The 14,022-nt window shown below is 72.2% G+C and carries 11 protein-coding genes; 5 read left to right on the forward strand and 6 right to left on the reverse strand.

Annotation, left to right across the window (positions count from 1 at the left end; translation table 11 throughout):
* The first annotated feature begins 342 nt into the window (after positions 1-342).
* Positions 343-639: a hypothetical protein gene (locus QQK22_RS15315; protein WP_284251815.1), complete on the forward strand. Its 297-nt coding sequence runs from the start codon at positions 343-345 to the stop codon at positions 637-639.
* A 57-nt stretch (positions 640-696) separates the two neighbouring features.
* The gene (locus tag QQK22_RS15320) at positions 697-1,176 is read left to right on the forward strand and encodes a hypothetical protein (RefSeq protein WP_284251816.1); all 480 of its coding nucleotides are present in this window, start codon (positions 697-699) and stop codon (positions 1,174-1,176) included.
* Between the two features lie 388 nt (positions 1,177-1,564).
* Here the strand turns inward: QQK22_RS15320 and QQK22_RS15325 are convergent, their stop codons facing one another.
* The 3 genes from QQK22_RS15325 to QQK22_RS15335 form a co-directional block, all read right to left on the reverse strand.
* Complete coding sequence (locus tag QQK22_RS15325) at positions 1,565-2,215, reverse strand: rhomboid family intramembrane serine protease (RefSeq protein ID WP_284251817.1); 651 nt, start codon at positions 2,213-2,215, stop codon at positions 1,565-1,567.
* 135 nt (positions 2,216-2,350) lie between these two features.
* Entirely contained in the window at positions 2,351-3,532 is a 1,182-nt protein-coding gene (uxuA, locus tag QQK22_RS15330) for a mannonate dehydratase (RefSeq protein WP_284251818.1), read from the reverse strand.
* Positions 3,533-3,751: 219 nt separating this feature from the next.
* Positions 3,752-6,775, reverse strand: coding sequence for a glycoside hydrolase family 2 TIM barrel-domain containing protein (locus tag QQK22_RS15335; protein WP_284251819.1), 3,024 nt, complete (start codon positions 6,773-6,775; stop codon positions 3,752-3,754).
* A gap of 86 nt (positions 6,776-6,861) precedes the next feature.
* Here QQK22_RS15335 and arfA point away from each other — a divergent pair, with 86 nt between their 5' ends.
* Complete coding sequence (arfA, locus tag QQK22_RS15340; protein WP_284251820.1) at positions 6,862-8,379, forward strand: arabinosylfuranosidase ArfA; 1,518 nt, start codon at positions 6,862-6,864, stop codon at positions 8,377-8,379.
* A 202-nt stretch (positions 8,380-8,581) separates the two neighbouring features.
* Here arfA and QQK22_RS15345 read toward each other — a convergent pair whose 3' ends face one another.
* From QQK22_RS15345 to QQK22_RS15355, 3 genes are all read right to left on the reverse strand, one after another.
* Positions 8,582-9,895: an ABC transporter substrate-binding protein gene (locus QQK22_RS15345; RefSeq protein WP_284251821.1), complete on the reverse strand. Its 1,314-nt coding sequence runs from the start codon at positions 9,893-9,895 to the stop codon at positions 8,582-8,584.
* A 68-nt stretch (positions 9,896-9,963) separates the two neighbouring features.
* A complete protein-coding gene (locus QQK22_RS15350; protein ID WP_284251822.1) occupies positions 9,964-10,764 on the reverse strand; it encodes a carbohydrate ABC transporter permease in 801 nt (266 codons plus the stop codon).
* 3 nt (positions 10,765-10,767) lie between these two features.
* Positions 10,768-11,637 carry a carbohydrate ABC transporter permease gene (locus tag QQK22_RS15355; protein WP_284251823.1) on the reverse strand — a complete coding sequence of 290 codons (870 nt, stop codon included), beginning with the start codon at positions 11,635-11,637 and terminating at the stop codon, positions 10,768-10,770.
* A 283-nt stretch (positions 11,638-11,920) separates the two neighbouring features.
* Between QQK22_RS15355 and QQK22_RS15360 the strand changes: the two genes are divergently transcribed.
* Together QQK22_RS15360 and QQK22_RS15365 are read left to right on the forward strand one after the other, a co-directional pair.
* Entirely contained in the window at positions 11,921-12,913 is a 993-nt protein-coding gene (locus QQK22_RS15360; RefSeq protein ID WP_284251824.1) for a LacI family DNA-binding transcriptional regulator, read from the forward strand.
* 244 nt (positions 12,914-13,157) lie between these two features.
* Positions 13,158-14,021, forward strand: coding sequence for a carbon-nitrogen hydrolase family protein (locus QQK22_RS15365; protein WP_284251825.1), 864 nt, complete (start codon positions 13,158-13,160; stop codon positions 14,019-14,021).
* The last annotated feature ends 1 nt before the right edge of the window (position 14,022 follow it).

Genomic DNA, 14,022 nt, shown 5'->3' on the forward strand with positions numbered 1-14,022 from the left:
CGATCCTGCTCTTCACCCTCCTGGTCTTCTCCACCGCTGCGTTGTGGGTGCCTGCGCCGTCGCTCGTGATCTGGGCGGCCCCCACCTACGCCGTGCGGCTCGTCCGCCAGCGGTTGCGTCGCAGTGGGTTCGCGGCGGCGTCTGAACCTCCAGCGAGCGCTGCCTTCGGCGTCGCAGCCGTCGTCTCCATGGTGCCGGGCTCGATCCTGGCGGTGGTCACGGTGGTGCGGTTGTTCACGACTGAGTGGTGGCTCTCGACCAGTAGCACCAGGCCGGAGCTGTACCTGTCGGTCGTCGGGGGTTCCCTGGCCGCTGCCGCGCTCTGGGGGTCTCGTGTTCGGGATGCTGCTCCGACGCGCGCTCCGCAGCCACGTCGCCGAGGTGCGGTCCTGGCAGGAGTGGGAGCGTTCGACGGCCACCGTGCCGGCACCGCCGGGCGCAGGGGCAGCCCTGGAGTCGCTCGCCCGGGTGCCGGGTCCGGAGGTTGGTGGGGTACCCGCCATCCCGCGCACGGGTCGCCGCGGCTGGAACTCGTCGGCGGTCATCGCGCTGGTCGGGCTCGTCGTGATGGTGGTGGTCTGGCCCGCGGCTGTCGGGCTCGTGCTCCTGTTAGCGAGCCTCATCGCCATCAGCGGTTGATCGGCGACTCGTTCGTGCGATGCTCGGCGCATGACGCGAGACCGCCGGTGGCTTTGGGTGACCGGTCTCGCGGTCGGGGGAACGCTCGCGGGCGGGTCGGTCGTCGGGATGGTCGCCGCGTTCGTCGTACCGGTGTTCTCAGGTGACTCGGCCTGGGTCGCGGCGGACGCCGTGTCGCCGGAGGGTCCGCTGACGCCGTGCCGGCTCGTGCTGGAGCCGGGCGGGCACGTCTGGGAGCCGGCGGCCCGGTACGACATCCACACCGACCACGACGCCGTGCTGGGATTCGACTGGCGGTGGCAGCCCGACCCCTCCGGGAACGACCCCGGCGCGGGGATGTCCGTGTCCTTCGACGATGACGCCTCGGCGTACGTCACCTGGGAGGAGAGCCGGGATGGCCGGGCGTGGATGACCATGCCGGTCAGGCGGGAGGACCTCGAGAGCCGCCCGGACGGGACCGTGCTCGTGACTCTGGAGCTGGACGGACAGCCGATCGCCACCTGCCCCGTCCCGATCGCTGAGCTCACCGACGCCTGAGCAGTCCTGCGATGGCCGGTCGGGCGGCCGCGTGTATCGCTCGGGCGGTGCGGCTGACGCTTCGGGCGGTTTGAGAAGGTGCCCTGTCTAGGTCGCACCGCTGTGACCTGCAATGACGCCCAGGAGGCCGTGTGCAGGCGTCGCTCAGACCGCCCGAAGGATCGGCCGGACCGCCCGACCGGGGCGGTCGGAGCGTCGCGGTGCCGGTCCCGTCGTGAGGTGTGGTGGTCCCGTCGTGAGGTGTGACGGGCGGCGGGCCGCAGCCGGGCGCCTCTGACCTGCAGTGACGTCGGTTGCCGACCCGCTGGTCAGCCGTGGGACCTCGCGAAGGGACGGCGACACCTCATGGCGGAGCACCCCGCCGCGGTCGCGACGAGCCGGCGTCCGCTCAGCGGCGCTGCAGCAGCGGCCGGCGAGCCCCGCCGTCGGCCCGGGCGACCATCACGGCTGCCAGCACACCGCCGATCGCACCGAACAGGTGCCCCTGCCACGAGACCGCGCCGGGACCGAAGGCGGCCCCCGCGATCCCGGTCCAGAACATGCTGCCCCACAGCGCCAGCAGCACCACGCCGAGCACGATCTGCCACACGTCCCGGGTGAAGAAGCCCCGCACCACGAGGTGCGCGAGCCAGCCGAACACCAGCACCGAGGCGCCGATCGTCACCGAACCGCGCGGGGCGGTCAGCCAGATCCCGAGGCCGCTCACCAGCCAGACCACACCCGTGACCGCGACGAACTGCCGCGCCCCGCCCAGCATGAGCAGGAACCCGAGGATCAGGACCAGCACGAGGTTCGCCCCGAGGTGGGCCCACGACCCGTGCAGCAGCGGGGCCATCACGATCCCGAGGAGACCCTCGCCGCTGCGGGGGCGGATCCCGAGGTGCTGCGTCAGGGCGTTGCCCGTCAGCGTGTTCAGCACCTGGAGCACAACCATGAGGGCGGCGAGCACGCCGATCGCGACGGCCGCCGAGCGCAGCGTCTCGCCGGTGATCCGGGCCCGTCCGGCGGCGGGCGGGCGGGTGCGGAACGTGTCGGTCATGGCGCCGAGCCTACGGAACGCACCTGGACGCCGTCGGCGTCGATGCTCCGGACCGGGAACGCGGAGGATCGGCGGTGTCAGTCGCCGCCGATCCTCCGCGTTCTCGCCGGTGCCGTCCGGACGCCGTCGGGCGACTCAGCCCAGCAGCGCGCGCACCGCCGTCTCGACGCCGCGCAGCTCCGCCAGCCCCACGAGTCGCCCGATGAGGGGGTAGCCGGGGTTGGTGGTGCGGCGCTGGTCGTCGAGCATCTGGTGGCCGTGGTCGGGACGCATCGGGATGCGCGGTCCGGGCTCGTCGGCCGCGGCGCGGCGTCGCTCCTCGCGCACCAGCTCGGCGATGACGCCGACCATGTCGACGTCGCCCGCGATGTGGTTGCCCTCGTGGAACGTGCGCGGATCCTCCTCGCGCACCGTGGAGCGCAGGTGGGCGAAGAAGATGTGGGAGGCGAACTCGCGCGCCATCGCCACCAGGTCGTTGTCCTCGCGCACCCCGTACGAACCGGTGCAGAACGTCAGCCCGTTCGACGGCGACGGCGAGGCCGCCAGCACCTCGCGCGCGTCCTGCGCCGTCGAGACCACGCGCGGCAGCCCGAGCAGGGGCCGCGGCGGGTCGTCGGGGTGGATGGCGATCCGGACGCCGAGCTCCTCGGCGACCGGGACCACGACCCGCAGGAAGTGCGCGAGGTTCGCCCGGAGCGCGGACTCGGGCACGTCGTCGTACGCCGCGATCGCGGCCCGCAGCGTGTCGAGCGTGTGGTGCTCCTCGGAGCCCGGCAGGCCCGCGATGACGGTCCGGGTCAGCTCCTCGCGACCCTCCTGCCCGAGCTCGTCGTAGACCTCGCGGGCCCGCGCGCGCTCGGCCTCGGTGTAGTCGGCCTCGGCGCCCGGCCGCCTCAGGATCTCCAGCTCGAACGCGGCGAACGCCTCCTGGTCGAACCGGAGCGCCCACGCGCCGTCGGGCAGCCGGTGGCGCAGGTCGGTGCGGGTCCAGTCCAGGATCGGCATGAAGTTGTAGGCGACGACGTCGATCCCCGCCGCCGCGACGCTCCGCAGCGACGCGATCCAGGTCTCGATCGCGGCGTCCCGCCCGGCGTCGCCGCGCTTGATCGACTCGGTCACCGGGATCGACTCGACGACCGACCACGTCAGGCCCGCGGCCTCGATCACGGCCTTGCGCTCGAGCACGGCCTCCAGCGGCCAGGGCTGGTCGTTGGGGATCTCGTGCATCGCGTGCACGATCCCGGTGGCGCCGGTCTGGCGCACCTCCGCCAGCGTCACCGGGTCGTTCGGCCCGAACCAGCGCCAGGTGTGCTCCATGGTGTCTCTCTCCTTCGTCGGCGTGCGTGCCACTGCCGTCCATCATCGCGCGGGTGGGGACCGAGCCCGCAGCGGTTGCCAGGCGTTCCCGAGGGGTCGGCGCTGCCGACCCGGGAGGTCGGCGATCCTCTCGGGGTGGGTCGCCGATCCTCTCGGGGTACGTCAGCAAACCTCTCGGGGAGGGTCGGAAAAGCTCTCGCGGGGGTGGGGGTCAGGGGGTCAGGGGCGGGAGAAGCGCAGGCGCATCGAGACGGGTGTCGCGTGCAGCTGCGCGTTCGGCAGCACCCCGGGCCCGCACGCGGCGCTCCCGAGGCCGTGCTGCGCGACGTCGAGGTGCAGCCACAGCAGCCCGTCCGCCTCGAGCTCGTGCGGGTGCGCGGCGTGCTCGAGCGCGGCGTCCGACCAGGGGCGCGCCGTCAGCTCGATCCCGAGCTGCGGCCGGCCGCCGCGCACGACGTCGTCCGCCTCGATCCGCAGCGGACCGCCCGGCAGGTCGATCTCCGCGCGCGTGACGCCGCGGCGCGCACCGTTCTCCTGCGGGTGGGTGTACCGCGTCTGCAGCTCGCCCAGCGTGCGCTCCCAGACACCGCCGCGCGCCGCGCGGTCGGAGTCGGCATAGGACTCCTCGGGTCCCTGACCGTGCCAGCGCACCGCGGCGTCGAGCTCGGGGCGCACGTCGAGGGCGAGCCGCAGGCCGAGCCGCGCCACGCTCTGGGGCCACCGGCCCTCGGGCTCGATCTCGACGTGGAGGTCGACGGCGTCGGCCCCGTCCGCCCCCTCGACCGGCTGCCAGCGGTAGGTCGTGCGGAAGCCGGCCGCCGTCGTCGGGCCGCCGGTGCGCGTGACCACGCGCACGGCGTCGCCGTCGAGACCCGCCTCGACCGTGCGCTCCACCAGGAGGTGCAGGCCGACGGTGCGCCACCTGTCGGCGTCCGCCATCTCGCGCCACATGGGCGGGCGTCGGTCGTTGTCGGTCGGTGCGCGCCACGCGTCGGGGCGCATCTCGCGCACGTCCAGGCCGAGCAGGTGCTGCAGCCGGCCGCGCCGGTCCAGGCGGGCGCCGCCGACGGCGTAGGACCCGTCCTGCGCGATCGCGGCGCGACCGGTCGGGGCCGGCAGGGGCGCGGGTTGCGCGAGCAGCACCTGACCGCTCGCGATCGCCGCGCCGTCGCTCAGCCACTCGCGCTCGAGGCCGCGGGCCTCGCGCCAGCGCGCCGTCACGGTCCACCACACGGGGGAGCCGGGCGCCTCCGGCAGGGCCGGCAGGTCGACGTCGGACGGCGCGAGCCGCACCGATTCGCCCGCGCCCAGCGCGACGGCGAGCTCCCCGGTCGCGAGGACCTCCGCGCCCGTGTGCACGCTCCAGTCGAAGCTCAGGTGCGCGGTGTCGCGGAAGGCGTAGCGGTTGCGCACGAGCAGCGCGCCGTCGCCGGTCGGATCGAGGCGCACGGGCGAGAAGACGGCCGCGGTCTCGATCAGCGACGGCGAGGGCGTGCGGTCCGGCAGCAGCAGGCCGTCGGCGATGAACGTCGAGTTGTGGAACGTCTCGCCGAAGTCGCCGCCGTAGGCGTGGAACTCGCGGCCCTGCTCGTCGGTGCGCAGCAGGCCGTGGTCGATCCACTCCCAGATGAAGCCGCCCATGAGGCGCGGGTGCGCGTCGAAGATCGCGTCGTAGTCCGCCAGGCCGCCGGGGCCGTTGCCCATCGCGTGCGCGTACTCGCACTGCAGGAACGGCATCCCGCGGCGGCGCGCGTCGAGGTCGGCGCGCGCGAGCGGCGCCTCGGTGCCGAGCCCGATCAGCTCGGTCTCCTCCGACTCCGCATACATGCGCGAGTACACGTCGACGTCGTCGCTGGAGTAGTCGCCCTCGTAGTGGATGGGACGCGTGGGGTCGAGCTCGCGCACGCGCGCGGCCATCGCGGCGACGTTGAGGCCGCGGCCGGCCTCGTTCCCCAGCGACCACAGGACGATGCTCGGGTGGTGGGCGTCGCGGCGCACCATGCGCGTCACGCGGTCCAGCAGCACCTCGGTCCAGGCCGGGTCGGCCACCGGGTTGCCGGTCCACGGCGGGTCCACGACCGGCTCGCCGACGAAGTCGACGTTCTCGAAGCCGTGCGTCTCGAGGTCGCTCTCGTCGATGACGTACAGGCCGTAGGCGTCGCACAGGTCCAGGAAGTGGGGGTGCGGCGGGGAGTGGCTCGTGCGGACGGCGTTGACGTGGTGCGCCTTCATCAGCAGCACGTCGGCGAGCATCGTCTCGCGGGTCACCGCGCGGCCGCGCAGCGGCTCGAACTCGTGCCGGTTCACACCGCGCAGCTTGACCGGGCGGCCGTTGACGAGGAACACGCCGTCGGAGATCGACACGCGGCGGAAGCCGACGTCGAGGCGCACCGTCTCGGCGCCGGTGCTGATCTCGGCGCGGTACAGGCGCGGGACCTCGGCGCTCCAGGGTTCGACGGCGGCGCGCACCGGCGCCTGCGCGTCGGTGTCGACGTCGAGCTCGGCGATGCGCACGCGGACCTGGGACGGGTCGATCGCGGTCCCGGCGAGCGTGCCGGCGTCGACGGTCAGCGTGCCCTCGCCCGTGGCGGGGTCGTAGTCGGCGACGACGCCGACCTGGTCGAGCCCGCCGTCGGGCCGGTGCTCGAGCGTGACGCTGCGGAAGATGCCCGAGAGCCACCACTGGTCCTGGTCCTCGACGTAGGTCATCGCGGACCACTGGGTCACGCGGACCGCGAGGAGGTTGGCGCCGGGGCGCAGGCGGCCCGTCAGGTCGATCTCGGTGGGCAGGCGCGAGCCGTGCGAGACGGCGACGACCTCGCCGTTGAGCGCGACCTCGAACCACGAGTCCACACCCTCGAAGCGCAGGAGGGTGCGGCCGTCCGAGGGCCAGTCCGCGGGCGCCTCGAAGCTCAGGCGGTACTCGCCGGTCGGGTTCTCGTCGGGCACGAACGGCGGATCGACCTGGAACGGGAAGAGCTTGTTCGTGTACGCGGGGGTGCCGTACGGCCAGGCGGTCGGGGCGCCGGCGAGCTGCCAGTGGCCGGGGACGGTGACCGCGTCCCAGGTGGCGCCGTCGTCGTCGCGCGCGACCCCGGTGTCCGGGTGGTCGAAGAGGCGGAAGCGCCACTGCCCGTCGAGCGCGATCGCCGTCGCGCTCGAGGCGCCCGACGCCGGGCGGAAGCGGGGCGGGAGCGTCCCGGTGGGCGGGGCGACGGTCTCGTGCGTGACGGTGCTGCGCATGCATCCTCCTTGGTGCGTTCAACGTCGTACTATAACGAAGTACCCGTAGTCCGACGTTGAACCGTCCCGGTCAGAGAGGACCGCTCTTGCCCTCCGCACACCTCACCATCGCGCCCGCCTTCACGGTCGGACCCGTCCGCCGCGCGACCTTCGGCAGCTTCGTGGAGCACCTCGGTCGCTGCGTCTACACGGGCATCTACGAGCCCGACCACGCCACCGCGACCCCCGAGGGCTTCCGCGGCGACGTGCTCGAGCTCGTGCGTGAGCTGGGGGTCTCCTCCGTGCGCTACCCGGGCGGCAACTTCGTCTCCGGCTACCGCTGGGAGGACGGCGTCGGACCGGCCGACGAGCGGCCCGTGCGGCACGACCTCGCCTGGCACTCGCTCGAGACGAACGCGTTCGGGCTGAACGAGTTCATGGCGTGGGCGCGTCAGGCCGAGATCGAGCCGATGATGGCGGTCAACCTCGGCACGCGCGGCATCCAGGAGTCCCTCGACCTGCTCGAGTACGCCAACGGGGCCGAGGCGACGGCGCTCGCGGACCTGCGTCGCTCGCACGGCGTGACCGAGCCGCACGGCATCACGTTCTGGTGCCTGGGCAACGAGATGGACGGGCCCTGGCAGCTCGGTCACAAGACCGCCGTGGAGTACGGCCGGCTCGCGGCGGAGACGGCGCGGGCGATGCGCCAGTACCAGAGCGACCTGACGCTCGTGGCGTGCGGCTCGTCGTCCTCCGGCATGCCGACGTTCGGGGAGTGGGAGCGAGAGGTCCTCGAGCAGGCCTACGACGAGATCGACCTCATCTCCGCGCACGCCTACTACCGCGAGGAGGACGACCTCGGCTCGTTCCTCGCGAGCGCGCGCGACCTGGACCACTTCGTCGCGAGCGTGGCGGCGACGGCGGACGCGGTCGGTGCGGCGCGCAAGTCGCGCAAGCGCATCAACATCTCCTTCGACGAGTGGAACGTCTGGTACCACGCGGAGGAGAACCCCGCCGTCGTGACGGGTGGGGCGTGGCCCGTGGCGCCCGCGATGGAGGAGGACGTCTACACGGTGGCCGACGCCGTCGTGGTCGGCGGGCTGCTGATCGCGCTGCTGCGCAACACGGACCGCGTGCACTCGGCCAGCCAGGCGCAGCTCGTCAACGCGATCGCGCCGATCATGACGCGGCCGGGCGGTGATGCGTGGCGGCAGACGATCTTCCACCCGTTCGCGCTGACGGCGCGGCACGCGCGTGGCGAGGTGCTGCGCGTCGCGATCGCGTCGGACACCTACGAGACGGCGCGCTACGGCGCGACCGACCTGGTCGACGCCGTCGCGACGCACGACGCCGGGAGCGGCGAGGTGACGGTGTTCCTCGTCAACCGCGGGGTCGACGGCGCGACCCGCGTGAGCCTGGACGCGTCGGCGTTCGGCGGTGCGGAGGTGCTCGAGGCCGTGACGTACGCGCACTCCGACCACCACTGGCGCGCGAGCGAGGAGGACGCCACGACGGTGCTCCCGCGGTCCAACGACTCGGCCGAGGTGGTCGACGGCGTGCTCGCCCTCGACCTGCCGGCCGTCTCTTGGAGCATGGTGCGGCTCGCGACGGCGCCGACCGCCTGACGGCGCGCCCGCCCCGCGCCCCCGACGACGGAGTCCCGTCGGCCTCCCGGCCGGCGGGGCTCCGCGCTGTCTCTGCGAGGGCTCTGTGGGACCCCACAAGTACCTCGCGGGCTCCCGGGAACCCCTCGGGGACGACGGCGCCCCGGGCCCGCCGGTGAGGGCGGGACCGGGGCGCGGTCGACGTGCGAGGAGCGGGCGGGGCTCAGCCCAGCGTGCGCAGCTCCGAGGCGGGGTCGGCGCCGTTGGCGATGTTCTGCAGCACGATGCCGAGGTCCGTCTCGAGCCCGTCGTTCGTCGGGGAGGCGAGCTTGCGCGGGTGCGTGGCGTCGGCCAGCGACTGTGTCACCAGCTCGACGCTCGCGAGCGCGGTCTCGGTCTCGCCGTCGCCCAGCTCCACGGTCACGTCCTGCGCGGCCGGGAAGCCCTGCATCATGTCCACCCAGATCTGCTGCCCCTCGCCGACGGCGAGGAACTCCGCGAACTTCGCCGCGGCGTCGAGCTTCGCGCCCTCGAGCTCGTAGCTCAGCGCCATGGCGTAGTCGACGCCGGTGGTCGGCTCCGCCTCGTTCTCCCCGAGCGTCGGGAACGGCGCCATCCCGAGGACGTCGTCCGCGACCGCGCTGCCCGGCGTCTCGGAGTTGCCGGCCAGGGTGGCGCTGACGTGCCACGAACCGGTCGGCATCGCGAGCGCGCGCCGCGCCATGAAGTAGTCGTCCCGCGCGGCCGGGTAGGTCACGGTGGAGGTGGCGCCGTCCTGGAACACGCCGTCCGAGAAGAGGCCCTGCCACGTGGTGGCGGCCTCCACCAGCGCGTCGGAGTCCCACGGCACGTCGCCCGCGGCGGCGGCGTAGACGTCCTCGCCGTCGCCGAACTGGGTGCTCAGCCACACGAAGAAGTCCGACGCGTGCCACGCGTCGGCCGCGCCCATCGCGAACGGCGTGTACCCGGCGTCGCGCGCCGCCCGGCTGAAGGCCTGCACCTCGTCCATCGACGTCGGGAGCTCGAGCCCGAGCTCGGAGATCAGCGTCTCGTTGTAGAGGTAGAACTCCGAGCCGGCCGTGAGGATCGGGAGCGCCGCGACGGTGCCGTCCTCCGTCGTCGTGGACTCGAGCAGCTCGGGCTTGATGCCGTCGATCCAGTCGGCGGCGTACTCGGAGGTGTCGAGCGCGTACTCCGCGTAGTCGTCGAACGCCGAGGAGGTCTGGATGCCGTAGATGTCCGGCACCTCGCCCGCGAGGATGAGGTTGTCGAGCTCGCCCAGGTAGTTGCTCGCGCCGTCGGCGCCCTGGAAGTCGATCGTGATGTCGGGGTTCTCGGCCTCGAACGCCTCGACGATCGGCGCCCACTGCTCGGCGGACGGGATCCACGTGCGGAAGGTGAGGGTGACGCTCCCGTCCTCGGCGACGCCGTCGCCCGAGTCGGAGCCGCCGCCGCACGCGGACAGGACGAGGACGCCGGTGAGGGTGGCGGCCGCGAGGCTGGTGGCGCGCAGGCGCCGGGGTCGGACGGGGTTCATGAATCCTCCTTGATCGATGACGAGCGGGTGCTCAAGGTCGAGCGGCCGGGGCCGGTTCGGGTGGGGGGTCAGCTCTTGACGGCGCCGGCGGTGATGCCCGCCTGGAGGTACCGCTGGCTGAAGAGGTAGACGATCACCGAGGGGATCGTCATGAGGATGAGGCCGGCGTAGAGCTGGCCGATCTGCTCCTGGCTCATGCGCTCGAACTGCAGCAGCGCGACGGCCTGGGTGACCGGGTACATGCCGGGGTCGGAGATGAGCAGGTTCGGCAGCAGGTACTCGTTCCACGAGTACACGAACGACAGCACGGCGATGGTGGCGAGCGCGGCACCGCTCAGCGGCAGGAAGATCCGCCAGAAGATGCCGAACATGGAGGCGCCGTCCAGGGTGGCGGCCTCGACGAGCTCGTGCGGGATGCCGTCGAAGTGGTTGCGCATGAGGAGCAGCATCACGACGACGTTGAAGGCCACCAGCGGCAGGATCACGCCGATGTACGTGCCGCGCAGACCGATCGAGTTGATGGTCGCGAACAGCGGCGTGACCACGGAGGCGACCGGGACGGCCAGGCAGATCAGCAGGCCGCGATAGATCAGCGTGCGCCCGCGGAACTGCATCTTCGAGAACGCGAAGGCCGCCGCACTGGCGATCGCCACGATCACGAGGGTGGACCCGCCGGCGAGCAGGAAGCTGTTGCCGATCGCCGCCCAGTAGTCGAAGCGGGGGTGGTCCAGGACCGCGGCGTAGTTGCCCCAGCCGCCGACGGCGAAGGACCGCACGATTGCGACGACGATCGGGTACATCCACATCGCCACCAGCAGGCCCACGGCCAGGTACATCGCGGTCCACGCGACGAGACGCTTCTTGCGCACGGCTTACTTCTCCCGGTTCGAGAGGCGGATCTGGACCAGTGCGAGCGCGAAGGCGAGCACGAGGATGACGACGCCGATCGCCGAGGAGTACCCGGCCTGGCGGTTCTGCCGCTCCTGGTAGAGGAACGTGCTGAGCACGTGCGTCGAGACGCCGGGGCCGCCCTGGGTGGTCAGCCACACGGTGTCGAACGTCTTCAGCGAGCCGACGATCCCGAGCAGGATCAGCACGTTCGTCGTGCCGCGCAGCGACGGGATCGAGATGGCGAACAGACGGCGCCACCATCCGGCGCCGTCGATCTCGGCGGCCTCGTACAGCTCGCCCGGGATGGACATCAGGCCGGCGTAGTAGACCATCATCGAGAAGCCCATCCACGAGAAGATCCCGATGATCGCGATGGACAGGATGCCGAGGTCGGCGCCCAGCCACGCGATGATCTCGCCCTCGCCGAGCAGGCCGAGGGCGCGCAGGGTCTCGTTCAGCGAGCCGTAGTTGGCCTCGAAGATGAACTTGAAGACCGTGGCGATGATGGCGGGGGCCATGGCGATCGGGAGGAAGAAGATCGCCTTGAAGATGTTGCTCCCGGGGAGCCGCTCCTTGGCGATCACCGCCACCAGGAGCCCCAGCACCGCCTGCAGCGTCACCGTCACGACCATGAAGATCGCCGTGTTGCGCAGCGCGATGTGGAACGTGCGGTCGGAGAACATCTGGACGAAGTTGCCCAGACCGACGAAGTCCATCGACGTCAGCCCGTTCCACTCCGTCGTGCTCGCGTAGAACGCGAAGGCGATGGAGTAGTAGAGCAACCCGCCGGCGATGAGGACCACGGGTGCGACGTAGAGGTACGGGGTCCACCGCCCACCGAGTGTTCTCATGAGATCCTCCTCGTACGACGTTGAATGACGACGCACGGCGACAGTGTCGACCTCCGGGATCCGTATGTTCGTCCGGCCCGTAGTTCGACGTTGAACTGAATGTGTTGTGGGAGCGTAGCACACGGTCCCGGGAGCGCTGACGCGCCGCCCACCAGCCGCGAGATCGTTGCGGTGGCGCGGATCGCGGGTGTCGGTAGGGTCGGGGTGGGCGCGCGGTCGCGCCCGCACCGGTCGGGCGTACGGATCGCCCGTCCGGGGTCGTCGGAGAGGTGGAGGGAGCCAGATGGCGCGGGTACGCCTCGTCGACGTCGCCGAGCGGGTGGGGGTCAGCACCAAGACCGTCTCCAACGTCGTGAACGGCACCGGGTGGGTCGGTGACGCCGTGCGCGCCCGCGTGCTCGCCGCGATCGACGACCTCGGCTACCGGCCGAACCTCGCGGCCCGCCAGCTCCGCAGCGGGTCGAGCGGGCTGCTCGGCCTGTGCATCCCGAACCTCCAGGAGCCCTACTTCGCCGAGCTCGCCTCGCAGCTGGTCAGCACCGCCCAGCTGCGCGGACTCACCGTGCTCCTCACGCAGAGCAAGGGGTCGCGCGCCGTCGAGCTCGACGTGCTCGAGGGCGCCAACCTGCCCGCGCTCGACGGTCTCGTGCTCAGCCCGCTCGCGGTCACCGCGCAGGACGTCGCCGAGCGGCGCAGCACCGCCCCGCTCGTGCTGATCGGCGAGCACGGGGAGGGGCTGGCCTCGGACACGGTGTGCCACGTCGGCCCGGACAACGCCGCCGCGGCCCGGGACGCGACGCAGCACCTGCTGGCGGCCGGCCGCCGTCGGATCGCCGCGATCGGCCTGCAGTCGCGCGTGGCCGACACGGCCGTGCTCCGGTTCGAGGGGTACCGCCGCGCGCTCGCGGAGGCGGGGATCGACGTCGACCCCGCCCTCACGGTCGAGGTGGAGCGCTACAACCGCGCCGAGGGCTCGCACGCGATCGAGGAGCTCATCTCGCGGGGCGTGGAGTTCGACGGCGTGTTCTGCTTCACCGACTCGCTCGCCTTCGGCGCGCTCCACACCCTGGGGATGCACGGCATCCGGGTGCCGGACGACGTGATGCTCGTGGGGTACGACAACATCGACGAGAGCCGCTTCACCGTGCCGCCGCTGACGTCCGTGGACTCCGGTGTCGCCCGTGCCAGCGCGCTGATCCTCGACGTGATCGCGGGCCGCCACGCAGTCCCGCCGGGCGGGCGCATCGTGGTGCCGCACGAGCTCGCGGTGCGCTGAGGCGTAGTCCTCCCGGCACAAATCGGCAAACCTCTCGGGGTAGGTCGGCAGTCCTCTCGCGGACGAGATCGCTGGCGCAGCAAGGTCCCGAGGGTGCATCGATGCAGGTCACAGGCCTGCCGGTCACGCCACGGGGTGGCGTAACTCAGCGACGACGAAACGAGACGTCGCCGTCACACGACCGCGTCACAGTCGTGTCGCGGATCGCGTCGGACGCTCCGCCCCCCACGGGAAGGAGACACCGGTGCAGACCCTGGCCACGGCATCCATGGCCTCGACCTACGACCCCTCCAGCAACCTGGAGCGCGCCCTCGCGCTCGTCGAGGAGGCCGCCGGTCACGGCGCCCGGCTCCTCGCGCTACCCGAGCAGTGCCTGCAGGGCTACCTGCCGAGCCTGACGCGCTACGACCTCGAGCACACGAGCTACCAGGTCGCGAACGCCGAGAGGCTCAGCGACGGCGAGGCGCTCCACGCGATCGCCGACGCCGCGCGCCGGCACGACATCCACGTCGTGGTCGGGTTCACCGAGCGCGACGAGTGGCGCCCCGAGGTGCTGTTCAACTCGGCCGCCCTCGTCGGGCCCAGCGGCATCCTCGGCTCCTACCGCAAGGTGCACCAGCCCGGCGACGAGAAGCACATCTACCACCCGGGCGAGAACTTCCGCGTCTTCTCGACGCCGATCGGCCGCATCGGCCTCCTCATCTGCTACGACCTAGTCTTCCCCGAGTCCACGAGAGCGCTCGCCCTGGCCCGCGCCGACTACCTCGTGATGCCGACGGCGTGGGCCGTGGCCGACACGGAGGTCCCGCCCGAGCAGGACCGCATGTCCGAGTACCTCACGATGTTCGGCCGGATCCGGGCGCTGGAGAACCAGTCGTGGTTCATCTCCTCGAACATGATCGGCACGCTGGGCGACTTCACCTACCCGGGTCTGAGCCAGATCGTCGCGCCCGACGGCGCCGTCCGCGCCTCCACGGGCGCCTCACCGGGCCTCGCGGTGCTCACCGCGGACACGACGGCGGAGGCGACCCACGCCCGCACCGTCGGCTACCTCGGCTACCAGTTCCTCAAGGACCACCGACCCCAGATCCCCGCCGACGTCGTCTGAC

Origin of the sequence: Litorihabitans aurantiacus, assembly GCF_030161595.1 — a bacterium.
GTDB lineage: Bacteria > Actinomycetota > Actinomycetes > Actinomycetales > Beutenbergiaceae > Litorihabitans > Litorihabitans aurantiacus.